Origin of the sequence: Streptomyces sp. NPDC015532 (genome assembly GCF_043078065.1) — a bacterium.
GTDB lineage: Bacteria > Actinomycetota > Actinomycetes > Streptomycetales > Streptomycetaceae > Streptomyces.
In genome coordinates, this window is the sequence record NZ_JBIBSY010000001.1 from 108796 (window position 1) to 135538 (window position 26743).

The following is a 26743-nucleotide window of genomic DNA, read 5'->3' on the forward strand; positions in this document are numbered from 1 at the left end:
CGTTCCGAACCTGATGGGTCGACCGTAGGCGGGGTGCGGGAGCCGGCTCAAGGGTTCCGGGGCGGCCGCAACGCGACTGCCACACGCCGTTCACGAACGGCGGCCCGACCCGCCGGGAACAGGGCCGTCGGACGGCTCGGGGGAGTGGTCCTAGGTCCAAAGGACCGCCTGATCACCGTCTGCCGACAGGAGTCAACGAAAGCTGCGCACCTTACGCTGGCCGGCATGACAGCAGTGGAGGCGACCGAGGTCGCGACGGTTCGGTCCGAGGGTGACGACGGCGACGGCGGGGTGCTCGGCCGGGCCCACCGGGCGCTCACCGTCGGGATCGTGTCCGTGGTGCTGGTCATCGCGTTCGAGGCGACGGCCGTGGGCACGGCGATGCCCGTCGCCGCGCGGGACCTCGACGGGGTCGCCCTGTACGCGTTCGCGTTCTCGGGCTACTTCACGACGAGCCTGTTCGGGATGGTGCTCGCCGGGCAGCTGTCCGACCGCGACGGGCCGCTGACCTCGCTGGCCTCGGGCATCGGCGCGTTCGCCGCGGGACTGCTGCTGTCCGGGACGGCCGGCGGGATGTGGATGTTCATCCTCGGGCGGGCCGTCCAGGGACTCGGCGGCGGGCTCGTCATCGTCGCGCTGTACGTCGTGGTCGGCCGGGCCTACCCGCAGCGGCTGCGGCCCGCGATCATGGCCGCGTTCGCGGCGGCCTGGGTGGTGCCGTCCGTGGTGGGACCACTCGCCGCGGGCGCGGTCACCGAGCACCTCGGCTGGCGCTGGGTCTTCATCGGGATCCCGGCACTGGTCGGTGTTCCGCTCGCGCTCGCGCTGCCGCAGATACGGCGGCGGGCGTCCGGGCCCGCCGAGGCGGGCGGCCGCCCGCGGCTGGACCGGCGGCGCATCCGGCTGGCGTTCGGGATCGCGCTGGGCGCGGGGCTCCTCCAGTACGCCGCGCAGGATCCGCGCCCGCTCTCCCTCGTACCCGCCGCGGCCGGAGCCGCCCTGCTCGTCCCGGCCGTGCGCGGGCTGCTGCCCCGCGGCACCTGCCGGGCGGCCCGCGGGCTGCCCTCGGTGGTCCTGCTGCGCGGGGTCTCCGCCGGAGCCTTCATCGCCGCCGAGTCCTTCGTGCCCCTGATGCTGGTCACCCAGAGAGGGCTGTCGCCGACGCTCGCCGGGCTCTCGCTCGCGGCCGGCGGCGGGACCTGGGCGCTGGGTTCCTGGGTGCAGGCGCGGCCGCGCGTGGAGCCGTACCGGGAACGCCTGATGTTTCTCGGCATGCTCTTGGTCGCGGCGGCCGTCGCCGCCGCGCCGAGCGTGCTGATCCCCGCCGTTCCGGTGTGGACCGTCGCCGTCGCCTGGGCGTTCGGCTGCTTCGGCATGGGCCTGGTGATCGCCTCGACCAGCGTGCTGCTGCTCCACCTCTCCGCCCCCGCGGAGGCCGGCGCCAATTCGGCCGCCCTGCAGATCTCCGACGCCCTGGCCAACGTGCTGCTGCTCGCCCTCGGCGGAGCCGCCTTCGCGGCCCTGGGCGGCGGCGCGGTCGCCGACGCGGCCACCGTCGCGACATCCGCCGCCCCCACCTCCCACCCGGCCGCCTTCGCCGCGGTGTTCCTGCCGATGGCGGGGGTGGCACTGCTGGGGGCATGGGTGACGACCCGGCTGCGGGAACCCGCGAACACGGGCTGACGCGGTCCGGGAAGGCTCGCGCGGAGGGCGGACCGAGGTGCCGGTGTTGCGGGCGGGTGATCTGTGACGTCAGTCCCATCCACCGCCGGCCCGGCCTTGTCCGCACGTCGTCGTGAGCCGGGCGCCGGTAGGGTGGCCCGGTTGTCATACGTAGCCGAGCCGCCCACCCGTCACCGCTGACGCGTCGCGCGTGGACCCGGACGCTCCCAATCGACACCCAGACCGGAGACCGTGACTACCACCGCCGCCAGCGCCTCCTCGCACACCCACCACCTCTCGCCCGCGTTCCCCGGACGAGCCCCCTGGGGTACCGCCAACAAGCTGCGTGCCTGGCAGCAGGGGGCGATGGAGAGGTACCTCCAGGAGCAGCCGCGCGACTTCCTCGCCGTAGCCACCCCCGGCGCCGGCAAGACGACGTTCGCCCTGACGCTCGCGTCCTGGCTGCTGCACCACCATGTCGTGCAGCAGGTGACCGTCGTCGCGCCGACCGAGCACCTGAAGAAGCAGTGGGCCGAGGCGGCCGCGCGGATAGGGATCAAGCTCGATCCCGAGTACAGCGCCGGACCCCTCAGCAAGGAGTACCACGGCGTCGCCGTCACGTACGCCGGTGTCGGTGTGCGGCCGATGCTCCACCGCAACCGCTCCGAGCAGCGCAAGACCCTCGTCATCCTCGACGAGATCCACCACGCCGGAGACAGCAAGTCGTGGGGCGAGGCCTGCCTGGAGGCGTTCGAGCCCGCCACCCGCCGGCTCGCGCTCACGGGTACGCCCTTCAGGTCCGACACCAACCCCATCCCCTTCGTCACGTACGAAGAGGGGAGGGACGGGATCCGGCGTTCGTCCGCCGACTACACGTACGGCTACGGGAACGCGCTGGCCGACCACGTCGTGCGGCCGGTCATCTTCCTCTCCTACAGCGGCAACATGCGCTGGCGCACCAAGGCGGGCGACGAGATCGCCGCCCGGCTCGGCGAGCCGATGACCAAGGACGCCATCAGCCAGGCCTGGCGCACAGCGCTCGACCCGCGCGGCGAGTGGATGCCGAGCGTGCTGCGCGCCGCCGACCAGCGCCTCACCGAGGTGCGCAAAGGCATCCCGGACGCCGGGGCGCTCGTCATCGCCTCGGACCAGGACTCCGCGCGCGCCTACGCCAAGCTGATCCGCGAGATCACCGGCACCAAGGCGACCCTCGTGCTCTCCGACGACACCGGGGCCTCGAAGCGGATCGACGACTTCGCGGCGAGCGAAGACCGGTGGATGGTCGCCGTCCGCATGGTGTCCGAGGGCGTCGACGTGCCCCGCCTGGCCGTCGGTGTGTACGCCACCACCATCTCGACGCCCCTCTTCTTCGCCCAGGCCGTCGGCCGTTTCGTACGGTCCCGCAGGCGCGGCGAGACGGCCTCCGTGTTCCTGCCGACCGTCCCCGACCTCCTCACCTTCGCCAACGAGATGGAGGTCGAGCGCGACCACGCCCTCGACAAGCCCAAGAAGGAGGGCGAGGAGGACCCGTACGCCGACTCCGAGAAGGAGATGGAGGAGGCGAACAAGGAGCAGGACGAGGACACCGGCGAGCAGGAGCAGTTCTCCTTCGAGGCGCTCGAGTCCGAGGCCGTCTTCGACCGGGTCCTGTACGACGGCGCCGAGTTCGGCATGCAGGCCCACCCGGGAAGCGCGGAGGAGCAGGACTACCTCGGCATCCCCGGGCTCCTCGAACCCGACCAGGTACAGCTCCTGCTCCAGAAGCGGCAGGCCCGGCAGATCGCGCACAGCCGCAAGAAGCCGGCCGAGGAGGCGGACCTCCTCGAACTTCCCGCCGAGCGCCGCCCCGTCGTCTCCCACAAGGAGATGCTGGAACTGCGCAAGCAGCTCAACACCATGGTCGGCGCGTACGTCCACCAGAGCGGCAAGCCGCACGGCGTGATCCACACCGAACTGCGCCGCGTCTGCGGCGGCCCCCCGAGCGCGGAGGCCACGGCCGGACAGCTCCGGCAGCGCATCGCCAAGGTCCAGGAGTGGGCCACCCGGATGCGGTGACGTCCACGGGGAACCGGGGAGTGTGCCCGGGGCGTCCAACCGTCGGGACGGTGAGCCGATCACCGCCGGCGACGGCGGTATCCGGAACCCGTACCGCGGGCCGCGGATGCCGTACCGAGGGGGCGTGTTGTGTTCGGACAGGCGTGTGCCGTGGCCCGTGCGCTGCGTATACGAGCGGTGTACGCCGAGTCGCGCGCGCCCCGCGTTCCGGGACAAACGGAATCACTTCGCACCGGCGGATGCCCGGATTCTGGACGGAGGCTTCCGCTGAGCGGACCGGCTCGCTACTGTCCGGCTACGCACACGCCCCGTGGCAGCGCCGCCGCGGAGCGCAGCCGTGAAGCGACTGCGGCCCGGGAACAGCCCGGGGCGCCGGCCGACCGGCGGCCTCTGAAGCGCGTCGCCGACGGGACTCGGTGCCGCATCCGCCGTACGAGGGCCGTCGACCTCACCACTAAGGAGTGGGCGTCGTGACCGCGGAGACCTCTCAGACGCTCGACCGGGGACTGCGGGTCCTCAAGCTGCTCGCCGACACCGATCACGGACTGACCGTCACCGAGCTCGCGAACAAGCTGGGCGTGAACCGGACCGTGGTGTACCGGTTGCTCGCCACCCTGGAGCAGCACGCTCTCGTACGCCGTGATCTGGGCGGCCGTGCCCGGGTCGGGCTCGGCGTGCTGCGTCTGGGCCGCCAGGTGCATCCGCTGGTCCGGGAGGCCGCGCTGCCCGCGCTGCGGTCGCTGGCCGAGGACATAGGCGCGACGGCTCATCTGACCCTGGTCGACGGGACGGAGGCGCTCGCCGTCGCGGTCGTCGAGCCGACGTGGACGGACTATCACGTCGCCTACCGCGCCGGTTTCCGGCACGCCCTGGACCGGGGGGCCGCGGGCCGCGCGATCCTCGCCGCCCGGAAGGCGCCGGTGGGGGAGCCCGGATACACGCTCACCCATGGAGAGCTGGAGGCCGGGGCGTGCGGGGCGGCGGCTCCGCTGGTCGGGGTGACGGGGGTCGAGGGCAGCGTGGGCGTGGTCATGCTGGCGGACGCCGTTCCGGAGCGGGTCGGCCCGCGCGTGGTCGACGCGGCCCGTGAGGTGGCGGACGCCCTGCGCTGACCGGGTGCGGAAGGTCGCGTCTGGTCCGGTCCGGAGCCCGACGTGCCTCGCCCCCCCCGTGCGGGCACGTCCTGCGCTGGCCGTGGGTCCGGAGGCTCGTCACTGGGTCCGGACCGGAGCCCGACGTGCCTCGAACCCCCGTGCGGGGCCGGGTTCGTGACCCCAGGTCCGGGGTCCTGTGCGGAGGCCGTGGGACCTGTCCGGAGGTTCCGCCCGGTGGTGACGTTAGATTGACCCCGTGCTCTCTCGCCTCACGCGCCCCCAAGCCGTCGCCGTCTGCGCCTTCCCCGTCGTGGCCCTGCTGGCCACGGCCGTGTTCGCGCCGCTGCCGTTCTCCCTGGCGCAGCCCGGCCTGACGGCGAACGTCCTCGGCGAGAACAAGGGCGAGCCGGTGATCACCATCAGCGGGGCGCCCACCCGGAACACCAGCGGTCAGCTGCGGATGACGACGATCGAGGCCACCGGCCCGGACGCGAGCGTCTCCCTCGGTGACGTGCTCAGTGCCTGGTTCGCCACGGACAAGGCCGTGATGCCCCGCGACTCGGTGTACCCGAGCGGTGGCAGCGTCAAGGAGATCGAGCGGCACAACGCGAACGAGATGAAGGAGTCCCAGGACAGCGCCACCGAGGCGGCCCTGGGGTACCTGCACGAGAAGGGCGACGTGAAGGTCACGCTCAAGCTCGCCGACGTCGGCGGACCGAGCGCCGGACTGCTCTTCTCGCTCGGGATCGTCGACAAGCTGGACGGCGACGGCAGCGGCGGTGACCTCACGGGCGGCCGCGTCGTCGCGGGGACGGGCACGATCGACCCCGACGGCAAGGTCGGTGCGGTCGGCGGTGTCAGCCTCAAGACGCAGGCGGCCCACCGTGACGGCGCGACCGTGTTCCTGGTTCCGAAGGCGGAGTGCTCGGACGCGAAGGCGGAACTGCCGAAGGGGCTCCGGCTGATCCCGGTGACCGACCTCGACGGAGCGGTGAACGCCCTGGTGGCCCTGGAGAGGAACAAGGGCTCGGTCCCGAGCTGCTGAGGCCCTCCGGCCGGGGTGCGGCCGGGTCGGCGGGGGAGGGGCGACGGCCGGGGTGCGGCCGGGTCAGCCGAGGGCGACGGCCGCCCGCGGCGCGGAGGCCAGCCGGAGGCCGACCTCCACCAGCGTCCAGCCGACGCGGGCGCGCAGCCGGGGGGTGTTCCTGGTCCCGGCCGTGAGCCGGTAGGCGTCCGCCTCCGCTCGCAGGTCGGCGGCGCGCACGTGCTGCAACTGGAGGCGGGTCTCGGGATGCATCGGGGTGACCTCTCTTCGTGATCGAGTCGGTGTGATCGTGCGAGGTGAGCCGGACGTGCGGGTGGTGCGGGGTGTCCGTGCCGAGCCGTCGTGCGGGTCGGGCGGGCGCGACGCGGTCCTCGACCGAGCGGATCAGCCGGAGGTCTGAGGGAAGACGTGCGTGTGGAAGCGCACCTGCTCCGCCTCGGGATCGTCCTCGGGTCGTTCGAGGGCGCAGTAGCTGTCGAGCAGGTCGTGCATCTTCTTGACGAGTTCCCTGGCCTGCGCCGGGGTCAGGCGCATCGTGAAGTCGCTCATGTCGGAGGCGGGGGTCCATCTGTCCCCCCACTCTTCGCGGGTGCCGAGCCAGGTCGACAGCTCACGCGCGTGGGTGGTGGCCACCTCGTGCAGGAACATGTCGGCCGCTCCGCGTACCACCGGGTCCGGGTCGCTGAGCAGGTCCTCGCCGAAGTCCAGGCCCTGGTGCACCGCCCGCCACCAGCGCTCGCGCCCCTTGCCCCGTTCGGGGGCGTCCTCGACGAAGCCGTGCGCGGCGAGCTGACGCAGGTGGTAGCTGGTCGCTCCGCTGGACTCCCCCAGCCGCTCGGCGAGCATCGACGCGGTGGCCGGGCCTTTCTGGCGCAGGCTGCTCAGCAGTTCCATCCGCAGGGGGTGGGCGATCCCGCGCAGTGAGCGGGCGTCGAGGCGGCGGTGCTGCGGGGGCTCCGGCGGCAGGGGCGGGGAGGGGGGAGCCGGGGGGCCTGGTGCCTCCGGCGGGACCGGGGGACCGCCGGCATCCGGAAGGTCCGGCGGTTCGGGGGAAAGCGGGGGCTGCTCCGTCATGCGTACAAAGATAGCGTTGCAAAGAATCCCTTGCAACCACTTCTTTGCAACCACTTCTTTGGAGCGGGCCCGCGGGATCAGTCCTGCTTGACGAAGCCCTCCTGCGTCATCCAGTCCAGTGCCACCTCGTGCGGGTCCTGGCCCTGGACGTCCACCTTCGCGTTCAGGTCCTGCGCCACCGTGTTGTTGAGCTTCTTCGTGACCGGCTCGATGACCTCGGCGATCTGCGGATACTTCTTCAGGGCCTTGGAGTTGATGACGGGCGCGGCGTTGTAGTTGGGGAAGAACTTCTTGTCGTCCTTCATCACCACCAGGTTCATCGACTTGATGCGCCCGTCGGTGGTGAACACCTCCCCGTACGTACAACTCCCCTTCTCCACCTGGGTGTAGATGATCCCGGTGTCCATCTGCGTGATGTTCTTCGCGGGGATGTCCATCCCGTACGCCTTCTCCATGCCCGGCAGTCCGTCGGCCCGGTTGGCGAACTCGCTCTCCACGCACAGGGTGACGGCGCTCGGGTCCGATTTCGACAGCGCGGCCACGTCGGACAGCGTCGTGGTGCCGTACTTCTTGAAGTTGGCCTGGTTCATGGCGAGCGCGTAGGTGTTGTTGAGGGCGGACGGCGGCAGCCAGGTGACCCCGTTCTCCGGGTCGGCGTCGTGCACGGCCTGCCACTGCTTCTGCGGGTCCGGGATCGGCTCGCTGTTGCCGAGATAGGTGATCCACGCGGTGCCCGTGTACTCGTACATGGCGTCCGCGTCACCGTTCTTGATGGCCTCGCGCGCGCCGATCGATCCCTGGATGCCGGTGCGGTCGATCACCTTCGCGCCCGCCGCCTGGAACGCGATGCCCATGATCGCGCCGAGGATCAGCTGCTCGGTGAACTCCTTCGACGCCACCGTGAGCGTGGCGCCCTTCAGCGGCTCGCCCCGCCCGATGGACCCGGGCTCGACGTTGTCGGTCATGGGGGAGCCGCTGGTCAGCCCGCACGCGGACGCCAGGACGAGGACGGCGGCCAGGGCCGCGTGGGCGCGCACCCCGCTCATGTCCCCACCTCCAGCCCGCGCGGCCTCAGCAGCAGTTCCGCCAGCGACGCCAGCCAGTCGACAAGGAGCGCGAGCGCCACCGTGAGGATGGCGCCGAGGACCAGGACCGGCATGCGCTGGGTGGTGATGCCCGTGGTGATCAGGACGCCGAGGCCGCCGCCTCCGCCGAACGTGGCGAGGGTCGCGGTGCCCACGTTCAGGACGAGCGCCGTCCGGACGCCGGCGAGGATCAGCGGTACGGCCAGCGGCAGTTCCACCCGGGTGAGCACGCCCAGCGGTGACATGCCGATGCCGCGCGCCGCCTCCAGCAGGGTCGGGTCGTTGGCCTTCAGCCCGGCGATCGTGTTGGACAGGACCGGCAGGATCGCGTAGATCGTGATGCCGATCAGGGCCGACTTCTCGCCGGTGCCGAGCCAGATCACGAGGAGGGCCAGCAGGCCGATCGCCGGGGTCGCCTGCCCCATGTTGGCGACCGTCATCGCGATCGGCGTCAGCTTCTTGAAGGCCTTGCGGGTCAGCAGGATCCCCAGCGGAATGGCGATGATCAGCACGAAGAACGTGGAGATCACCGTCAGCTGGATGTGCTGCCACAGCGCCTTGGACACCTGGCCGTTCGACAGGGCGTTCTTGGAGATCGCGTCGAGGTCGGCCTGCTGGAACCAGATCCAGGTGGCCAGCAGCAGGGCGATCAGCACGGCGGGCAGGAAGGTCAGCTTCTGCCAGCTGATCCGCCGCCTCGGGGGCGCGTGCGGCGGCGGGGCTTCCCGCTCGCCCTCGCCGTCACCGTCGCTGTCGTCGCGGAAGGGGACGCCCTTGACCTCGTGCTCGCCCTCGGGGCGCTGGTCCGTCGGCGGCGTGCTCACGCCTTCGCCTCCCCGCCGTCGACACCCTCCTGCTCGAACTGGGTCTGATGGGCGCGTGCCTCCTCCAGGTCGTGCTGGTGCTCCAGCGCCTCCAGCCGGTCGGCCTCCAGGAGTTCGTGCACGGAGTTCATCAGGGTCTCCATGTCGACCACCCCGGTGTACTCGCCGCGCCGCCCGGTCACCGGGACCCGGCCCGAGTTGTCCGTGAGCACCGCCTCCAGGGCGTCGCGCAGGGTGGCGTCCCTGGTCACCGTGTCGTGCACCAGCGTGCCCGCCCGCGCCAGCGAGCCCTTGGCCCGCATCAGATCGCCGCGCCGCAGCCACTTGTAGGGGCGGCCCCGCTTGTCGAGCAGCAGGATCTCGTTCGTCCCGCTGGAGCGGAGCTTGCCGAAGATCTCCTGGAGGGGATCGTCGACGGTGACCGTCGGATAGTCGGTGATCTCCACATCCCGTACGCGGCTGAGGTTGAGCCGCTTCAGCGCCGCGCCCGCGCCCACGAACCCCGACACGAAGTCGTCGGCCGGGTTGGTGAGGATCGCCTCCGGGGTGTCGAACTGCGCGATGTGCGAGTGCTCGCGCAGGACCGCGATCCGGTCGCCCAGCTTGATGGCCTCGTCGAAGTCGTGCGTCACGAAGACGATCGTCTTGTGCAACTCGTGCTGGAGCCGGATCAGCTCGTCCTGGAGATGGTCGCGGGTGATCGGGTCCACCGCTCCGAACGGCTCGTCCATGAGCAGGACGGGCGGGTCCGCGGCCAGCGCCCGCGCCACGCCCACGCGCTGCTGCTGACCGCCGGAGAGCTGGCGCGGATAGCGGCCCTGGAACTCGCCGGGGTCGAGCCCGACCAGGTCCAGCATCTCCTCGACCCGCGCCTTGATCCGCGCCTTCGGCCAGCCGGTCATCTTCGGCACGAGCGCGATGTTCTGGGCGACCGTCATGTGCGGGAACAGCCCGGAGGACTGGATCGCGTACCCGACCTTGCGGCGCAGCTTCACCGGGTCCATGTCGGTGACGTCCTCGCCGCCGATCCGGATGCGGCCGCCGCTCGGCTCGATCAGCCGGTTGATCATCTTCAGGGTGGTCGACTTGCCGCAGCCGGACGGGCCGACGAAGACGACGAGCTCACCCGCCTTGATCTCCATGTTGACGCTGTCGACGGCGGCGTCGCGGCTGCCGGGGTAGCGCTTGGTGAGGTTCTCCAGCTCGATGGTGGCGCCCGTGGTGGACGAGGTCCTCCCGCCCCCGCTGCCGCCGTCCGCGCGCGCGGCGCCCGGCGTACCGGCGCCGCCCTCGGCGTCCGCGGGGCCCTCTGCGGTCTCTGCGGCCTCAGGCACGGATCCCCCTCGGGATGGTCAGCCGGCCGAGCAGGACGTAGGCGGCGTCGAAGAGCAGCGCGAGGATGATGATCCCGACCGTGCCCGCGAGTACCTGGTTGAGCGCGTTCTTGCTGCCCAGCGAGCTGATGCCGCGGAAGATCTCGTTGCCGAGGCCGGGCCCGGAGGCGTAGGCCGCGATGGCCGCGATGCCCATCAGCATCTGGGTGGAGATCCGGATGCCGGTCAGGATCGGCGGCCAGGCCAGCGGCAGTTCGACCCGCATCAGGCGGGCCGTCCGCGACATCCCGATACCCGTGGCCGCGTCCACCAGCGAGGGATCGACACCGCGCAGACCGACGATCGAGTTGCGCACGATCGGCAGCAGCCCGTACAGCGTCAGGGCGATCACGGTCGGCGGGACGCCGAGCCCCACGATCGGGATCAGCAGACCGATCATGGCCAGCGAGGGAATGGTCAGAATCGCGGACGTCGTCGTGGTGGCGAGGTTTCCCGCCCAGTCGCTGCGGTAGGTGACGACGCCGATCAGCACACCGATGACGGTCGCCACGACCATGCACTGGAAGACCGCGCTGGCGTGTTGGTAGGTGTCCGTGAGGAGCTGCTCGTGGCGGCTGCTCAGGTACTGCCAGAAGTTCACGCCATCACCCCGCTCCTCGGTTCAGCGCTCGGTCGCCGCCTGTTCCACGAGCGGGATGATCCGCAGTGGGACCGGGTTCTCCATGACGATCGCCGTGGAGGCCCGGACGATGCCATCAAAACCGACAACCCGGTCGATCACACGTTGGAGATCGGCGTTCGAGCGGGCCACCAGCCGGCACAGCATGTCCCCGCTGCCGGTCGTCGTGTGCAGCTCCAGCACCTCGGGCACGGTCGTCAAGTGGGCGCGTACGTCCGCCCCTTGTCCCTGGCGGATCTGGAGCGTGGCGAACGCCGTGACCGGATAGCCGAGCGCCGCCGGATCGACCTCGGGACCGAAGCCCCGGATGACTCCGTTCGACTGAAGACGGTCCAGCCGGGCCTGCACCGTCCCCCGTGCGACCCCGAGCCGCCGCGACATCTCCAGGACCCCGATGCGCGGCTCCTTCGCCAGCAGCACCAGTAGCCGCCCGTCCAGATGATCGATCGCCATGCGGGCCTCCGAGATGGTCATCATGTACAGAAAGCCCGCTGGCCCGGGTCTTTCGCTGCACACATTGTTCAACCGACAGGCGAACTATTGCGCACCTTGCGGAACGGAGGGAGCCTGCGGCCATGACGCAGACCACACACCACACTCCCGACACCGCCCGGCAGGCCGATCCCTTCCCGGTCAAGGGAATGGACGCGGTCGTCTTCGCCGTCGGCAACGCCAAGCAGGCCGCGCACTACTACTCCACGGCCTTCGGCATGCGGCTCGTCGCGTACTCCGGACCGGAGAACGGCAGCCGCGAGACGGCGTCGTACGTCCTCGAGAACGGCTCGGCGCGCTTCGTGTTCACCTCGGTGATCAAGCCCGCCACCACCTGGGGCCACTTCCTGGCCGAACACGTGGCGGAGCACGGCGACGGCGTCGTCGACCTCGCCATCGAGGTCCCGGACGCGCGCGCCGCGTACGCCTACGCCGTCGAGCACGGCGCCACCTCGATCGCCGAGCCGCACGAGATGAAGGACGAGAACGGCACGGTCGTCCTCGCCGCCATCGCCACCTACGGCAAGACCCGCCACACGCTCGTCGAGCGGACCGGCTACGACGGCCCCTACCTGCCCGGCTTCGTCGCCGCCGCGCCCATCGTCGAGCCCCCCGCGCGGCGCACCTTCCAGGCCATCGACCACTGCGTCGGCAACGTCGAGCTCGGCCGGATGAACGACTGGGTCGGCTTCTACAACAAGGTCATGGGCTTCACGAACATGAAGGAGTTCGTGGGCGACGACATCGCGACCGAGTACAGCGCGCTGATGTCGAAGGTCGTCGCCGACGGCACGCTCAAGGTCAAGTTCCCGATCAACGAGCCCGCCATCGCCAAGAAGAAGTCCCAGATCGACGAGTACCTGGAGTTCTACGGCGGCGCGGGTGTCCAGCACATCGCGCTGAACACGAACGACATCGTCGCGACCGTACGCACCATGCGCGCGGCCGGCGTCCAGTTCCTCGACACCCCCGACTCGTACTACGACACCCTCGGCGAGTGGGCCGGCGACACCCGCGTCCCCGTCGACACCCTGCGCGAGCTGAAGATCCTCGTCGACCGCGACGAGGACGGCTATCTGCTCCAGATCTTCACCAAGCCGGTCCAGGACCGTCCGACCGTCTTCTTCGAGATGATCGAGCGCCACGGATCGATGGGCTTCGGCAAGGGCAACTTCAAGGCCCTGTTCGAGGCGATCGAGCGCGAGCAGGAGAAGCGCGGCAACCTCTGAGGCAGCGATCGGGCCTTCCCCGAAGGCCTGTCGGTCTCCACGTGTCCGGGGGACGCCGAACCGGCGTCCCCCGGACACGTTCTTCGCACGCGTGCCGTCGCACGAGTGCTTTCGTGCCGGTGCTTTCGTACGGGTGCCTTCCCGACGGTGTCCTCGTGATGGTGTTCAGCGCGCAGAGGTCTGCCCCGGGGCGGCGGGCGGCGCCGGCGGGGCCGCCGTGTCCTCGTCCCCGGACTCCTCCGGCGGGCCCCCGGCGGGCGGCTCGCCCAGCGCGGTCAGCGCCTCCCGGGCCGCGGGCACCAGCAGCGGCGAGAAGTACGGATTGATCCGCAACGCCTCGGCGAGATGCCGGCGGGCCGCACCGGACAGCCCCAGATCACGCTCGATCTGCCCCCGGTGGTACGCGTACAGCGCACTGCGCACACCGCCCCCGTGCTCCTTGTCCGTGGCCCGCACGGCGAAGCCGAGCGCCTCCTGGTCGTCCCCGGCGCGGTGCAGCGCCCAGCCCAGCGCGTCCGCCACCTCGATGCCCGGCCGCCGCTGCCACGCGGCGCGCAGCTCCCGCACGGCGGCCCGCGGGTCGCCGTGATCCGCCTCGAAGAGCCCGAGGACCGGCGCGTCGTCCACACCCGCGGCACCGTCCCGCCGCACCAGGTCCCGCACCAGGTCGTACTGAGCGCGCGCCTCCGCGCCGAGCCCGAGCTGGTCGTACAGCTCACCCAGCTCCAGCGCGTAACGCGGCACGGGCCGCCCGGCGAGCGCCGCCCGGTACGCGCGCAGCGCCTCCGGCGCGCGCCCCAGCGCCGCCAGCGCGCGCCCCTGCCCGGCCAGCGCGTCGTACGCGTCGGCGTCGGTGTTCACCGCGGCCCGGTAGTGGTCCAGGGACTCCTGACGGTCGCCGCGTTCCCACGCCAGGTCCCCGGCCTGCGTGAGGAAGGCGGCCTGCTCGGACGGGGTGGCCGCGCCCGCCGCCGCGTCCGAGATCGCCGCCGCCGCGTCCTCGCGCCGCCCGCGGTCCCGGTACACGCGCGACGCGACGGCCTGCGCCGCCGGCCCGGAACGCAGGGCCAGCAGCCTGGCGAGGGCCCTGTCCACGGCCTTGTAGTCGCCGAGCCCGGTGTACGCGTCGACGAGCGCCGGATACGTCGTCCACCGCTTCGGCGCCAGCTCCGCAGCGGCCTCGCCCCACTGCTTCGCGGCCCGGAAGTCGCCCCGCGCGCCGGCGAGGGAGGCGAGCCCCTCCAGCGCCGCCACGTTGTCCTTGGGCCGCAGCCGCAGCGAGGTGCGCAGCGCCTTCTCGGCCTTCGGGTAGGACGCGCCCGCCGCCGTCCGCCGCGCCCGCTCCGTGTACGCGGCACCCAGCACCGCCCACGACACGTCGTCGCGCGGACGGGCCCGCACCCGGGACTCGCGGTCGTGGATGAGCGCGGCGAGATCGGGCAGCGCCGCGGGCGCCCCGGCTCCCACCGCGCCCACCGCCCGCGCCACCGGACCCGGGGCGGGCCGCGGTGCCCCGCCCTCGTCCGTCGAGGGCAGCAGTACCAGCACACCGCCGAGCACGGCACAGCCGGCGGCCGCGGCGATCAGCGGGCGCCGGGCGAACGGGGAGCGGCGCGGGCCGGAGGGCCCCTCGGACCGCTCGCCGGAGGGCTCCTCGGACCGCGGACCGGCGGGCACCGGCTGTCGCTCTTCGATCTCCATGCCGCTCACTGTGCGTCAATACGAAGACCGCACCCCGGCACGCCAAGCCTCGCGCGAATGGGGTTCACACCGATGGCCCCGGGTGCGACCCTGTGATCATGAGCCGTATCGAAGCCCCGCGCGATGAGGACACGGCAGCGGCCGGAAGCCTCCTCGACCGTCTGCTGAGCGCTCTGCCGGCCGAGGCCGTCCTGACCGACCCGGACGTCACGGCCTCCTACGCCAACGACATGGCGAGCTTCTGCGAGGCGGGCACCCCCGCCGTGGTCGTCCTGCCGCGCACGGTCGAGCAGGTCCAGCACGTCATGCGCGTCGCGACCGAACTGCGCGTCCCCGTCGTCCCGCAGGGCGCCCGCACCGGCCTGTCCGGAGCGGCCAACGCCACCGACGGCTGTGTGGTGCTGTCCCTCGTCAAGATGGACCGCATCCTGGAGATCAGCCCCGTCGACCGCATCGCCGTCGTCGAGCCCGGTGTCGTCAACGCCACGCTCTCCCGCGCCGTGGGCGAACACGGCCTGTACTACCCGCCGGACCCCTCCAGCTGGGAGATGTGCACCATCGGCGGCAACATCGGCACGGCCTCCGGCGGCCTGTGCTGTGTGAAGTACGGGGTGACGGCCGAGTACGTCCTCGGCCTGGACGTCGTCCTCGCCGACGGGCGGCTGATGTCCACCGGGCGCCGAACCGCCAAGGGCGTCGCCGGCTACGACCTCACCCGCCTCTTCGTGGGCTCCGAGGGATCGCTCGGCATCGTCGTACGGGCCGTGCTCGCGCTGAAGCCGCAGCCGCCCCAACAGCTCGTCCTCGCGGCCGAGTTCGGGTCGGCGCGGGCCGCCTGCGACGCCGTCTGCAAGATCATGGAGGGCGGGCATGTCCCCTCCCTGCTCGAACTGATGGACCGGACGACCGTCAAGGCCGTCAACGACCTCGCGCACATGGGCCTCCCGGAGACCACCGAGGCGCTGCTGCTCGCCGCCTTCGACACGCACGACCCGGCGGCCGACCTCGCCCTGGTGGGCGCCCTCTGCGAGGCCGCCGGTGCCACCCAGGTGGTCCCCGCCGAGGACGCGGCCGAGTCCGAACTCCTCCTCCAGGCGCGGAGGTTGTCGCTCACCGCGCTCGAAGCGGTCAAGGGCACCACGATGATCGACGACGTGTGCGTACCGCGCTCCCGGCTCGGCGACATGCTCGACGGCATCGAACGCGTCGCCGAGAAGTACGCCCTGACCATCGGCGTCTGCGCGCACGCGGGCGACGGCAACACGCACCCCACCGTCTGCTTCGACGCGACCGATCCCGACGAGTCCCGGCGCGCCCGCGAGTCCTTCGACGAGATCATGGCCCTCGGCCTCGAACTCGGCGGCACGATCACCGGTGAGCACGGCGTGGGTGTGCTGAAGAAGGAGTGGCTGGCCCGCGAGATCGGCCCGGTGGGTGTGGAGATGCAGCGGGCGATCAAGGCGGCGTTCGACCCGCTGGGCCTCCTGAACCCGGGCAAACTGTTCTGAGGTCCGGGACCGCTCCGCCGCCGGCCGCTCGGACCGCTCACCGTCCGCCGGCCCCTCGGACCGCTCACCGTCCGTCGGTCGGACACCTCACCGTCCGCCGGCCCGTCAGGGCCGTTCACCGTCCGCCGACTCGTCCGAGGGCCACGGGTCGCGCAGCCACAGATCGTCGGGGGACGGCGCTCCCGTCGGGTCGAGCGGGGCCGACAGCCTCGGGGACGGCGCGAGCAGCTCGGCCAGACCGGCGTCGATGCCGAGCTGACCGGCCTCGGTGCCCGGGGGGACCGCCCTGAGGGTGCGCTCCAGCCAGGCGGTGATCTGCGCGGCGGGCGCCTCAAGGAGCGCGTCGCCGTCCGGCGAGCTCAGCGCCATCAGGACGACGCCGCGGCCGCCGACCTTCGTCGGCCACACCCGTACGTCGCCGTGACCGCACGGCCGGAACACCCCCTCGACGAGCAGTTCACGGGCGAAGGTCCAGTTGACGGGATGGTCGGAGCCGACGTGGAAGGTGATGCGGACGGCGTACGGGTCGTCGGCGCGGTACCTCAGACGCGCCGGGACCGGGATGCTGTGTTCGGGCGACAGGACGAGATGAAGCTCCAGCTCGCGTTCCACCACGGTGTGCATGTCGATGTGCTTCCTTTCGTCGTACGGGCTCCTGCGGACGGGCCCGTACGAGTGGAGAGCGCCTCGCGCCGCGACCATTACGCGGGTTCGGAGAATTCTTTCGGGTCCGCTTCGGTCCCCCTTCGGGCACACCGGGAACAGCCTCGGGCCTCCGGCCGCGCGAGGGAACGGATCCTTGCCCGAAAGGAGTGGGTACAGCGGGACCGGCCGTGACGCGTGCGCCGGTCTGGTAGATGTGGACCTCCCACACGACCCCCGAGCAGATACGGGACGACGGACATGAGCGCCCCAACCCCGGCCCCCGGTGACGACAAGCCCCGCGAAGGGTATTACCCGGACCCCTCCATCCCCGGATACGTCCGGTACTGGAACGGCGCCGCCTGGGTGCCGGGCACGAGCCGCCCGGCGCCGTCCGGCGGCGAGGCGCTCGCCCCGCCGGCCGCCGCCCGTCCCGCGCATGTGCCCGCTCCGGCGACCTCCCCCGAGTACACGACCCCCCGGGGGCGGACGGACGTCCCCGCCGCGGAGGAGACGGGTCCGCACTTCTTCGACGAGGACCCGCAGCCCCACCACCCAGCCCCGGCCGAGCCCCACCACCCGGCCCCGGCCGAGTCCCGGCACCCGGTCCCCGCCGAGGCCCAGCACCCCGCCCCGGCCGAGTCGCAGCACGGCAACCGCCCCGAACCCGCCGCCTCGTGGGGCGCCGACCGCTCCCGGCAGTCCGGGTTCGGCGGCGACCAGGATCGCCGGGTGTCCTGGGGCGCGCCCAAGGGGGCGGACCCGCGCGCCGCGGGACCCGCCGACCCGGTGAGCCGCCCCGACGGTGCCTCGGCGCGCGCGGACGGCACGACGACGATCCCGCCCGCCCCCGACTCCGGCTCCGCTTCCCGGCCTTCCGCGGCCGCGGGTCCCGTGGTCTTCCGCCGCCCCACCGGTCCGGTGCCGTCGGCGGGGCCGGACGGCGCGGCGGGCGCGAGCGCCACGAGCCGTACGGATGAGGCGAGTTCGGGCGGAGCCGAGAGCCGGATCGGGCCCGGGACAGGGGCCGCCCCGGGCACGGCGCCGTCCGGCGCCGGACACCTCACCGCCACTCCGGGCACAGCGGACCCCGTGCCCGCCGAGGGTGACGCGGCGTTCCGTGCGCCCTCCCCGCGTACGGAGCGCCAGGGCGGGGGCACGGGTTCGGCGGACGCGCCGGGTGTGTCCCCCGCGTCCGGCCCGTCGGCCGCGTCCGCCGCGACCGGCCGCCCGACGGCCGCACCCGGCCCGACGGCCGCATCCGCCGCCTCCGCCCCGCCCGCGGCGTCCACCGCGCCGGCCGGAGGCGGCTTCGGAGCCGGGACGGCCGCGCACAGCCCCGCCGTCCCGGGCGCCGCGCAGAGCGCCGCCCCGGGCGCCGCCGCGCAGCCGTCGGCCGGGCAGGCCGCTCCCGCTCCCGCCGGGCAGGCCGCTCCCGCTCCCGCCGGGCAGGCCGCTCCCGCTCCCGCCGGGCAGGCCGCTCCCGCTCCCGCCGGGCAGGCCGCTCCCGCCTCCGCCGTCCCCCAACAGCCCGGTGAATCCGCCCCCGTGGCCTCCGGGACCGGCGGCGGTCAGCCCTCCTGGGCCCAGCAGGTGCACCAGCTCGCGGGTGAACCGGCCGAGGGCGGACAGCGCGTCGCGCCGTGGAAGCCCCCGGTCGACGATCCGTTCCAGGCGGCCGCGCGCCGTCAGGCGGCGGCCCGCCCGGCCGGGTTCGGCAGAAGGCTGGTCGCCCGGCTGCTGGACACCGTCGTCATCGCGGGTGTCACCGCGGCGGCCGCCGTGCCGCTGGGCACCAGGGCCGTCGACCACGTCGACGAGAAGATCGACGCGGCCAAGCTGTCGGGCGAGAAGGTCACCGTCTGGCTCCTCGACGGCACGACCGCCTCCTGCCTCGGTGCCGTCCTCGCCGTCCTGCTCGTCTTCGGCGTCCTCTACGAAGTCCTGCCCACCGCCCGGTGGGGCCGCACCCTGGGCAAGAAGCTGTGCGGCATCGAGGTGCGCGACATCGAGGGCCACGAACCGCCGGGCTTCGGACGGGCCCTGGTCCGCTGGCTCGTCCTCAGCGTGCCGTGTCTGCTGGTCGTGGGACTCGCAGGGGTCGTGTGGGGCCTGTTCGACAAACCCTGGAGCCAGTGCTGGCACGACAAGGCGGCGCACACCTTCGTGGCCGGCCCGGCCCGGTAACCCCGTCCCCCGGACGGCCCTTCGCCGGATGCGGAGCCGGGGGGTTCGCGGTCGACTCGGGCCATGAGCAGCGAACCGCCGCCCCCGGCCCCCGGCGGGCCACCGGACGACGACCCGTTCAAGAAGCAGCCCCCGCCCGGTGAGGGCACGGGCTCCCCGTACGACCCGCCGCCCCGTCCCGGCGACGGGACCCCGCCCTACGGCAGCGAGCCGCCGCCGTTCGGCGGCGGCCCCTACGGCGAAGGCGGCGGCCCCTACCAGGGCAGCGGTGGACCGCCCCCGGGAGGCGGAGACCCCTACGGCGGTGGCGGCCCCTACGGCGGCGACCCGCTCGCCGGCATGCCGCCGCTCGCGGACAGCGGGAAGCGGGTGCTGGCCAGGATCCTGGACATGATCCTGGTGGGCATCGTGGCGTGGCTGCTGTCCTGGGCGTTCGGGGTCACCGAGTACAACATGGACTCGAACAAGATCGAGTACGGCAAGTCGCTCGGGCAGTCCCTGGTGGTCGCGGTGCTCTTCGTGACCTACGACACCGTGATGATCAGCAAGACGGGCCAGACCGTCGGCAAGAAGTTGTTCAACCACCGGGTCGCCAACCTCGACAACGGCTCGACGCCCTCCGTGCAGACGTCCCTGGTCCGTGCCCTGGTGCTGTGGATTCCGTTCGCGTTCTGCTGCGCCTGCATCTGGACGGCGATCGCGGGCGGCTGGAGCTTCTTCGACAAGCCCTACAAACAGGGCCTGCACGACAAGGCGGCCAAGACGGTCGTGGTCGACACCGGCTGACGGCGGCCGGACGACATCGCGTCACGGGACGGCGGCCGGACGACGGGCCGGGCGGCGCGTGCGCACACCGGAACGGCGGGCCCGAGCTTCACGGGCCCGCCGTTCCGGTACGAGGCCGGAGCGTCCGGGATGCCGGCGGCAGGCCGGGAAACAGGGCGCGTGTACGCGGCTTCAGGGCCCCGCGGGTTCGCGCACCGGCTCGGGCGCCGAGGACGCGGACACCGACACGGACACGGACGCGGTCTCGCGCCGGGCCGGAACCCGCTCGGGCACGACGGCCGCCGGGGCGGACGGCGAGGGCTTCGGCATCGGGACGGTCATGGCCACCAGCAGTCCGAGAGCGAGCGCCGAGAGGGTGATCAGCACGATCCCCAGACTCGAACTCGTCTGTGACAGCAGCAGCATGGCGAGTGTGGAGAAGATCACGGTGCAGGAACCGTAGGCGAGCTGTGCGGCGGTCGGACGAGGCATGGCAATCGTGTCCTCGGATGGGGGTTCTCCCCCCGGGGCCTCTCGCGATGGGGGAGGGTGCGGATAGATGTCGGGGGTGAGACAACGGTGTCGACGTGGCTGTCCGCCGGCTTCCGACGCTTCGCCAATCGACTCTATTCGCCTGCATGCCCGAGTGGAACGTCCGGTAAGCGTGACCTTACCCACGGTGCCGGTGCACAGGGGGCGCACGGAGTCACCGGGCCTGACAAGTAGGCCTGAAGGCGCGCCCGTTGGGGGGTTTCGGGGCCGTCCGGATACCGAACGAGGGCTCCGCATAACGCACTTGCCAGGTTCAAGTCAAGATCTGTTTTTTCTTTCGTAACTCCGGTCAAATGTCGTCACTTGAATCGCGCAGACGCTCGCGGACCTCCATGACCCGGAACCCCCTCCGCGTGAACGTGCGCGGGGGAGGACATCAAGTGACCAACAGACCATGGACGTTCAGAGCGGCCGCGGTGGGCGTTGCCCTCGCGGCGGCCACCGCCACGTTCTCGACGTACGCCGTGGCGCAGGCCGACTCGGCCGCCGCTTCACCGGTCGTGGACCGCCACGACCCGCAGCCGGTCAAGAACACGGTCGATCACGACCTCGACGGCCCGCTGAGCAAGACGCAGAACGCCCAGCGCCAGGAGGCGCTGAACCAGGTGATATCCGGCGACGCCAAGGTGCAGAAGCGCAACGGCTCGCAGGTCGTCCAGCTGAAGTCCAAGAAGGGCGACAGCAAGTACGTCGAGCTCGGCCGCGAGAAGACCGACAAGATCTTCACGATTCTTGTCGAGTTCGGCGACCAGACGGACCCCAAGTTCGGCGGCACCGCCGGTCCCGCGCACAACACGATCGCCGCGCCGGACCGCAAGAAGGACAACAGCACGGCCTGGCAGGCGGATTACAACCAGAAGCACTTCCAGAACCTCTACTTCGGCACCGGCAAGAACGTCGAGTCGATGAAGAAGTTCTACGAGACGCAGTCCTCGGGCCGCTACTCGGTCGACGGCGAGGTCGCCGACTGGGTCAAGGTGCCGTACAACGAGGCCCGTTACGGCAACAACGCCTGCGGGAGCACGAACTGCCCGAGCGTGTGGAACGTCGTCAAGGACGGCGTCACCGCGTGGGTCGCCCAGCAGAAGGCGGCCGGCCGGACCGACGCGGCCATCAAGGCGGACCTGACCCAGTTCGACCAGTGGGACCGCTACGACTTCGACGGCGACGGCAACTTCAACGAGCCCGACGGCTACATCGACCACTTCCAGATCGTGCACGCCGGTGAGGACGAGTCCGCGGGCGGCGGTGTTCAGGGCGAGGACGCCATCTGGGCCCACCGCTGGTACGCGTTCGGCACCGACGCGGGCGCCACGGGTCCGGGCGACAACAAGCTCGGCGGCGCCCAGATCGGCGACACCGGCATCTGGGTCGGCGACTACACCATCCAGCCGGAGAACGGCGGACTCGGCGTCTTCGCGCACGAGTACGGCCACGACCTCGGTCTGCCGGACCACTACGACACGGCCGGAGGCGACAACTCCACCGGTTTCTGGACCCTGATGTCCTCGGGTTCCTGGCTCGGCACCGGCAAGCAGTCCATCGGTGACCTCCCCGGCGACTTCAACGCCTGGGACAAGCTCCAGCTCGGCTGGCTGAACTACGACTCCGCCAAGGCCGGCAAGCAGTCCACGCACAAGCTGGGCGTCGCCGAGTACAACACGTTCGACAAGCAGGCGCTCGTCGTCTCCCTGCCGGACAAGGCGGTCACGACCACGGTCGTCAACCCGGCGCAGGGCTCGTCCCAGTGGTGGAGCGGCAGCGGTGACAACCTGAAGAACACGCTGACCCGGTCGGTGGACCTCACGGGCAAGTCGTCGGCGAAGCTGACCCTCGACGGCTGGTACGACATCGAGGCGAACTACGACTACCTCTACACCGAGGTCTCGACCGACGGCGGTGCCAACTGGACCGCTCTCGACGGCACGGTGGACGGTGCCGCCATCCCGCGTGACGGCAGCGACAAGCCCGCCCTCACCGGCACCATCGACGCGTACGCGAAGCTGGTGTACCCGCTCGACGCCTACGCGGGCAAGAAGATCGACGTCCGCTTCCGCTACCAGAGCGACGGCGGCGTGGCGTTGAAGGGCTTCGCGGCCGACGAGATCAGCGTCACCGCGGACGGCACCGCGCTCTTCTCGGACAACGCCGAGTCGGCCGACGCCGCTTGGACCGCCGCCGGCTTCTCCCGCATCGGCGCCTCGTTCACCAAGGACTACGCGCAGTACTACCTCGCGGAGAACCGTCAGTACGTCTCGTACGACAAGACCCTCAAGGTCGGCCCGTACAACTTCGGCTTCTCGACGACCCGTCCGGACTGGGTGGAGCACTACCCGTACCAGACCGGCCTGTTGATCTGGAAGTGGGACACCTCGCAGGCGGACAACAACACCAGCCAGCACCCGGGTGTCGGCCTCGCCCTTCCGGTCGACTCGCACCCCAAGGCTCTGTGGTGGGACAACGGCACGCTGATGCGCAACCGCATCCAGGCCTACGACTCGCCGTTCAGCCTGTACCGCACGGGTGGTCTCACGCTGCACAGCGCGGACGTCGCCACGAAGATTCCGTCGTCGAAGGGGGTGTCGGTCTTCAACGACCACACCAGCGACTACTACGACAACCGGAACCCGACCGGCGGTGTCAAGATCACTGACACCAACACCAAGATCGAGATCGTCAAGCAGGCCAAGGATGGCTCGACGATCTCCCTCAAGGTTGGCCCCGCGGTGAAGTAATCACCATTTCCGCAGGTCAAAAGCGTATCGGCGGCAACCCCTGGCGGGTTGCCGCCGATCGTGTTTAGGTGCCTCCTGTGCCTGGCTTATTGACACCGACATCTGAACCGACTCGCACGGGGGTGTGACCGCATGGCCGCAGGAGGTTTCTGCAGACTGCCCAACGGCAGCGTCGTCGTGGCGCTGAACCTGCCCAGCCCGGCGGGTCCGGCGGGCGGTTGCGTGCGCTTCCTGGTCGTCGCCCCGAACCGGGCCCGCGCCCTGACACGGCTGCGCAACCTGGGCCTGCGCGCCGTCTACCTGCGGGGCAACGCGTCCCCGCCCAGCCCCGACGAGATCACCGCGGTGCTGCACCATCCCGACGGGCTCATATGGCGCACGGCCCCCGAGACCGGCTGCACCGAGCTCAGCCAGGAGCTGTGGCACCCGGTCAGGACGCTGCTCAGACGCCCGGCACCACAGCCGTGACCGCGCGGCGGCCGACCGGGACGGACCGGGCACGACCCGGGGTCGCCCGGTACCACTGGGCGTGACGCCTCGCGCGTCACCGTGCCTGCCGTGACCGCCCGTGCTCGCTGTGGCGGGGCGGCGGACATCACGGGTTCGCCGGACCTCGCGGATTCGGCGGGTGTCGCGGCCCCACGGGTGCGGCGGGTGTCGCGGGTGGGGCGGCTCGGTCAGACCACGGGCTTGCCCGTGAGCTCGACTCCTGCGGCCCGCAGCTCCTCCAGCGCCCGCTGCGTCGTCTCCTCCGCCACCCCGGCCGTCAGGTCCAGCAGGACGGTCGTGCGGAAGCCCTGCCGCGCCGCGTCCAGGGCGGTCGCCTTCACGCAGTGGTCGGTCGCGATGCCGACCACGTCCACCTCGCCGATCCCGCGGGCGCGCAGCCAGTCGCCCAGGGGCAGCCCGTTCTCGTCGGCGCCCTCGAAGCCGCTGTACGCCGCCGCGTAGGCGCCCTTGTCGAACACCGCGTCGATCGCGCCGGAGGCGACGGCCGGGGCGAAGTTCGGGTGGAAGCCCACCCCCTCGGTGCCGGCCACGCAGTGCGCGGGCCAGGAGTGCACGTAGTCGGGGTTGTCGGCGAAGTGGCCGCCCGGCGCGATGTGCAGGTCCCGGGTGGCGACCACGTGCCGGTAGCCGGCGGGGGCCTGCCCGATCAGCTCCGTGACCGCGGCGGCCACATCGGCGCCCCCGGCCACGGCGAGGCTGCCTCCCTCGCAGAAGTCGTTCTGCACGTCTACGACGATCAAGGCGCGGCGCATGGGCTGTGTCCTTCGGCTATGGGGGGCGGCAGACAAGGGTGCGGGCCCGGCCGTTGAACTTCCGAGCCTAGAGAATTCCGGGGTCGTGCGGGAGGGGGTATTCGGCTTCGGGTGCCCGCGCGGGCACGCTGCCGTTGCATTCCCGCTCACCGAGGGTTCATGCGCGGTGCCACCCCGGCAACGCCCGCACCACCCGTCCCGGGCGTCTCAGAGGTATTCGGTGGGGATCACCGGCTCGCCGCGCGACAGCTGGGTCGCCGACAGCGGCAGCCGGGCGCGGGCCGTCGCGTGCCGGTCGCGTACGACGTCGAGCGGTTCGCGGGCCAGGACCTGTCCGCCCTTGACCAGCTGGACCAGGAGCTGCCGGTCGGCCAGCTCGGCGGGCACCGGTCCGACGCCGATCACCTCGGCCTCCGCGACCCCCTGCCCGTCCAGCCGCCGCGCGGCCCACTTGCGGCCGCCGATGGAGGTCTTGCCGCCCGTGGACTTCTTGGCCACCGGCTCCAGCGGCGCCTTCGGGTCGGCCGACTCGGCGCGGGCGACCAGTTTGTAGACCATCGAGCACGTCGGGTGGCCCGATCCCGTCACGAGCTGGGTGCCGACGCCGTACGCGTCCACGGGGGCCGCCGCGAGCGAGGCGATGGCGTACTCGTCGAGGTCGGAGGTCACGACGATCTTCGTCTCGGTCGCACCCAGCTCGTCGAGCTGCCGGCGTACCCGGTGGGCGACGAGCAGCAGGTCGCCGGAGTCGATGCGCACCGCGCCGAGTCCGGGCCCGGCGACCTCGACGGCCGTGCGGACCGCTTCGGCGACGTCGTAGGTGTCCACGAGCAGCGTGGTGCCGCGGCCCAGCGAGTCCACCTGGGCCCGGAAGGCGTCCCGCTCGTGGTCGTGCAGGAGCGTGAAGGCGTGCGCGGAGGTGCCCACGGTCGGGATGCCGTAGCGGAAACCGGCGGCGAGGTCCGAGGTGCTGGTGAACCCGCCGAGGTACGCGGCTCGCGAGGCGGCCACCGCGGCCAGCTCGTGGGTGCGCCGGGCGCCCATCTCGATCAGCGGCCGGCTGCCCGCGGCGGAGGACATGCGGGAGGCGGCCGCCGCGATGGCGGAGTCGTGGTTGAGGATCGAGAGGATCACCGTCTCCAGGAGCACGCACTCGGCGAAGCTGCCCTCGACCCGCAGGAGGGGCGAGCCCGGGAAGTACACCTCGCCCTCGGGGTAGCCCCAGATGTCTCCCTCGAAGCGGTAGGAGGCGAGCCACTCCAGCGTCGGCTCGTCCACGATCGAGTGCTCGCGCAGGAAGCCGATGACGTCCGGGTCGAACCGGAAGTTCTCGACGGCGTCGAGGACACGTCCGGTGCCCGCCACCACCCCGTAGCGCCGCCCTTCGGGCAGCCGCCGGGTGAAGACCTCGAAGACCGAGCGGCGCTCGGCGGTTCCGGCCGCGAGCGCGGCCTGCAGCATCGTCAGTTCGTACTGGTCGGTGAAGAGTGCCGTAGAGGGAACATCCACCGGCAGCCCAAGGTCCGCTGTGTTCATGGCAGGGATCGTACCCCCATTTCGTCAGTTTGACGATTTCTATCGGACCGGCGATTCCCGGAGCGCCCGAGCACGTGTTCCGGGGCCCGTTTATGCGGGTGACCCCCTCTGGTGGGAGCATGGGCGGTGTGACGGCTCCCGCACCTCTAGAGATCGAGAAGACCGAGTCGGCGGAGGAGGTCTACGCCGTACCCGAGCCGGACGTCCCCTGGGTCACGATCGTCCACAACGACCCGGTCAACCTCATGAGCTACGTGACGTATGTCTTCCAGACGTACTTCGGCTACTCCAAGGACAAGGCCACCAAGCTGATGATGGATGTCCATCACAAGGGCCGGGCCGTCGTCTCCAGCGGCACGCGCGAGGAGATGGAGCGCGACGTACAGGCCATGCACGGCTACGGTCTGTGGGCCACCCTTCAGCAGGACCGGAAGTAGCCGGCCCCCTGTCAACCGACCGCCCGCAGGACCGGAAGTAGCGAACTCACTCCATGCCCGGACACTTCGAACCGCTCCCCGGCGGCGGCGCGGCCGTCGCGCTCGACGAGGTCGAGATCTCCATCATCCGCTCCCTCGCCGTCCAGCTCCTGGAGCTCATCGGTCCGGGCCCCGCGGAGAGCGCCTCCGCCGACCCGCTCGCCGAGCTGTTCGCCGAGGGCCCCAGCGAGCCGCCGAGCGACCCGGTGCTCAAGCGCCTGTTCCCCGACGCCTACAGCGGCCCGGGCGTCCGGGCCGACACGCCCGAGCAGGCCGAGGAGCAGCACGCCCACTCCGCCGAGTTCCGCCGTTTCACCGAGAACGACCTGCGCGCCGGCAAGCGCGAGAACGCCCTCGCGGTGGTCCGCTCGCTGGACGCGCTGACGCCCGGAGGCGACGGCGGAGCGGTCCTGGAGCTGACCACGGCACAGTCCGAGCAGTGGCTGCGCGCCCTGAACGACCTGCGTCTGGCCATCGGTTCGCGGCTCGACGTCGTCGACGAGGAGGACACCGACCTCCTCTACCGCCTCCCCGACGAGGACCCGCGCAAGCCGATGGTGATGGCCTACCTGTGGCTCGGCGGCCTCCAGGAGACCCTCGTCACCACCCTTATGCCCTGATCCGCCGGGATACGCACCCCCGTGCGACCCGTCGCGTGACCCCCCGCGCGTTCGCTCAGCGGACGCTCAAATCCGGATAACGATCACGTCACCGTAACCGCGTCCTTTGGGGCGCGGTTCGACGTTTTGTCCGGTTCTTCCTGTGGTCTGCGCAACATGAGCCGCAACCGATCAACGCCGCCGCCG

The 26743-nt window shown here is 71.7% G+C and carries 24 protein-coding genes; 12 read left to right on the forward strand and 12 right to left on the reverse strand.

Going from position 1 to position 26743, the window contains the following annotated elements; all coding sequences use genetic code 11:
* Positions 1 to 225: 225 nt before the first annotated feature.
* The 4 genes from ACF07B_RS00425 (at position 226) to ACF07B_RS00440 (ending at position 5856) form a co-directional block, all read left to right on the forward strand.
* Positions 226 to 1683, forward strand: a complete 1458-nt coding sequence (locus ACF07B_RS00425) for an MFS transporter (RefSeq protein WP_392177239.1) — start codon at positions 226 to 228, stop codon at positions 1681 to 1683.
* Between the two features lie 231 nt (positions 1684 to 1914).
* The gene (locus ACF07B_RS00430) at positions 1915 to 3717 is read left to right on the forward strand and encodes a DEAD/DEAH box helicase (protein ID WP_384232701.1); all 1803 of its coding nucleotides are present in this window, start codon (positions 1915 to 1917) and stop codon (positions 3715 to 3717) included.
* 470 nt (positions 3718 to 4187) lie between these two features.
* Complete coding sequence (locus ACF07B_RS00435) at positions 4188 to 4829, forward strand: IclR family transcriptional regulator (RefSeq protein ID WP_369483982.1); 642 nt, start codon at positions 4188 to 4190, stop codon at positions 4827 to 4829.
* A gap of 238 nt (positions 4830 to 5067) precedes the next feature.
* Entirely contained in the window at positions 5068 to 5856 is a 789-nt protein-coding gene (locus ACF07B_RS00440) for a PDZ domain-containing protein (protein ID WP_369483983.1), read from the forward strand.
* A 63-nt stretch (positions 5857 to 5919) separates the two neighbouring features.
* Here ACF07B_RS00440 and ACF07B_RS00445 read toward each other — a convergent pair whose 3' ends face one another.
* The 7 genes from ACF07B_RS00445 to ACF07B_RS00475 form a co-directional block, all read right to left on the reverse strand.
* Positions 5920 to 6108: a hypothetical protein gene (locus tag ACF07B_RS00445; RefSeq protein ID WP_369483984.1), complete on the reverse strand. Its 189-nt coding sequence runs from the start codon at positions 6106 to 6108 to the stop codon at positions 5920 to 5922.
* A gap of 132 nt (positions 6109 to 6240) precedes the next feature.
* A complete protein-coding gene (locus ACF07B_RS00450; protein WP_369483985.1) occupies positions 6241 to 6930 on the reverse strand; it encodes an ArsR/SmtB family transcription factor in 690 nt (229 codons plus the stop codon).
* Positions 6931 to 7007: 77 nt separating this feature from the next.
* A complete protein-coding gene (locus ACF07B_RS00455; RefSeq protein WP_392177240.1) occupies positions 7008 to 7976 on the reverse strand; it encodes a glycine betaine ABC transporter substrate-binding protein in 969 nt (322 codons plus the stop codon).
* The gene (locus ACF07B_RS00460) at positions 7973 to 8839 is read right to left on the reverse strand and encodes an ABC transporter permease (RefSeq protein ID WP_392177241.1); all 867 of its coding nucleotides are present in this window, start codon (positions 8837 to 8839) and stop codon (positions 7973 to 7975) included. The genes ACF07B_RS00455 and ACF07B_RS00460 overlap by 4 nt, the downstream gene beginning before the upstream one ends.
* Positions 8836 to 10047 carry a betaine/proline/choline family ABC transporter ATP-binding protein gene (locus ACF07B_RS00465; RefSeq protein ID WP_392177929.1) on the reverse strand — a complete coding sequence of 404 codons (1212 nt, stop codon included), beginning with the start codon at positions 10045 to 10047 and terminating at the stop codon, positions 8836 to 8838. The genes ACF07B_RS00460 and ACF07B_RS00465 overlap by 4 nt, the downstream gene beginning before the upstream one ends.
* Before the next feature lie 118 nt (positions 10048 to 10165).
* The gene (locus ACF07B_RS00470) at positions 10166 to 10813 is read right to left on the reverse strand and encodes an ABC transporter permease (RefSeq protein ID WP_369483989.1); all 648 of its coding nucleotides are present in this window, start codon (positions 10811 to 10813) and stop codon (positions 10166 to 10168) included.
* Between the two features lie 21 nt (positions 10814 to 10834).
* Positions 10835 to 11305 (reverse strand): Lrp/AsnC family transcriptional regulator, encoded by a 471-nt coding sequence (locus tag ACF07B_RS00475; RefSeq protein WP_362389683.1) that lies wholly within the window; start codon positions 11303 to 11305, stop codon positions 10835 to 10837.
* A gap of 122 nt (positions 11306 to 11427) precedes the next feature.
* Here ACF07B_RS00475 and hppD point away from each other — a divergent pair, with 122 nt between their 5' ends.
* A complete protein-coding gene (gene hppD, locus ACF07B_RS00480) occupies positions 11428 to 12573 on the forward strand; it encodes a 4-hydroxyphenylpyruvate dioxygenase (RefSeq protein ID WP_392177242.1) in 1146 nt (381 codons plus the stop codon).
* 165 nt (positions 12574 to 12738) lie between these two features.
* On the opposite strand, the gene ACF07B_RS00485 is transcribed toward hppD, so the two are convergent.
* The gene (locus ACF07B_RS00485) at positions 12739 to 14274 is read right to left on the reverse strand and encodes a tetratricopeptide repeat protein (protein ID WP_392177243.1); all 1536 of its coding nucleotides are present in this window, start codon (positions 14272 to 14274) and stop codon (positions 12739 to 12741) included.
* Positions 14275 to 14366: 92 nt separating this feature from the next.
* Between ACF07B_RS00485 and ACF07B_RS00490 the strand changes: the two genes are divergently transcribed.
* Positions 14367 to 15782, forward strand: coding sequence for an FAD-binding oxidoreductase (locus ACF07B_RS00490; protein ID WP_392177244.1), 1416 nt, complete (start codon positions 14367 to 14369; stop codon positions 15780 to 15782).
* A 105-nt stretch (positions 15783 to 15887) separates the two neighbouring features.
* Here the strand turns inward: ACF07B_RS00490 and ACF07B_RS00495 are convergent, their stop codons facing one another.
* Positions 15888 to 16406: an SsgA family sporulation/cell division regulator gene (locus tag ACF07B_RS00495; RefSeq protein ID WP_384232712.1), complete on the reverse strand. Its 519-nt coding sequence runs from the start codon at positions 16404 to 16406 to the stop codon at positions 15888 to 15890.
* Between the two features lie 279 nt (positions 16407 to 16685).
* Between ACF07B_RS00495 and ACF07B_RS00500 the strand changes: the two genes are divergently transcribed.
* Both ACF07B_RS00500 and ACF07B_RS00505 read left to right on the forward strand, forming a co-directional pair.
* Positions 16686 to 18611, forward strand: coding sequence for an RDD family protein (locus tag ACF07B_RS00500; protein WP_392177245.1), 1926 nt, complete (start codon positions 16686 to 16688; stop codon positions 18609 to 18611).
* Positions 18612 to 18674: 63 nt separating this feature from the next.
* Positions 18675 to 19397 (forward strand): RDD family protein, encoded by a 723-nt coding sequence (locus ACF07B_RS00505; RefSeq protein ID WP_362389694.1) that lies wholly within the window; start codon positions 18675 to 18677, stop codon positions 19395 to 19397.
* A gap of 171 nt (positions 19398 to 19568) precedes the next feature.
* On the opposite strand, the gene ACF07B_RS00510 is transcribed toward ACF07B_RS00505, so the two are convergent.
* Complete coding sequence (locus tag ACF07B_RS00510; protein WP_392177246.1) at positions 19569 to 19868, reverse strand: hypothetical protein; 300 nt, start codon at positions 19866 to 19868, stop codon at positions 19569 to 19571.
* A 440-nt stretch (positions 19869 to 20308) separates the two neighbouring features.
* Here ACF07B_RS00510 and ACF07B_RS00515 point away from each other — a divergent pair, with 440 nt between their 5' ends.
* Complete coding sequence (locus tag ACF07B_RS00515; RefSeq protein ID WP_392177247.1) at positions 20309 to 22663, forward strand: immune inhibitor A domain-containing protein; 2355 nt, start codon at positions 20309 to 20311, stop codon at positions 22661 to 22663.
* A 132-nt stretch (positions 22664 to 22795) separates the two neighbouring features.
* Complete coding sequence (locus tag ACF07B_RS00520; protein ID WP_369481501.1) at positions 22796 to 23131, forward strand: hypothetical protein; 336 nt, start codon at positions 22796 to 22798, stop codon at positions 23129 to 23131.
* Positions 23132 to 23340: 209 nt separating this feature from the next.
* Here the strand turns inward: ACF07B_RS00520 and ACF07B_RS00525 are convergent, their stop codons facing one another.
* Together ACF07B_RS00525 and ACF07B_RS00530 are read right to left on the reverse strand one after the other, a co-directional pair.
* Complete coding sequence (locus tag ACF07B_RS00525; RefSeq protein WP_369481502.1) at positions 23341 to 23925, reverse strand: isochorismatase family protein; 585 nt, start codon at positions 23923 to 23925, stop codon at positions 23341 to 23343.
* A gap of 207 nt (positions 23926 to 24132) precedes the next feature.
* Complete coding sequence (locus tag ACF07B_RS00530) at positions 24133 to 25461, reverse strand: nicotinate phosphoribosyltransferase (RefSeq protein ID WP_392177248.1); 1329 nt, start codon at positions 25459 to 25461, stop codon at positions 24133 to 24135.
* A 119-nt stretch (positions 25462 to 25580) separates the two neighbouring features.
* On the opposite strand from ACF07B_RS00530, the gene clpS reads away from it, so the two are divergent.
* Together clpS and ACF07B_RS00540 are read left to right on the forward strand one after the other, a co-directional pair.
* Complete coding sequence (gene clpS, locus ACF07B_RS00535) at positions 25581 to 25898, forward strand: ATP-dependent Clp protease adapter ClpS (protein ID WP_362389706.1); 318 nt, start codon at positions 25581 to 25583, stop codon at positions 25896 to 25898.
* Positions 25899 to 25951: 53 nt separating this feature from the next.
* Positions 25952 to 26557, forward strand: a complete 606-nt coding sequence (locus tag ACF07B_RS00540) for a DUF2017 domain-containing protein (protein ID WP_392177249.1) — start codon at positions 25952 to 25954, stop codon at positions 26555 to 26557.
* Positions 26558 to 26743: the final 186 nt, after the last annotated feature.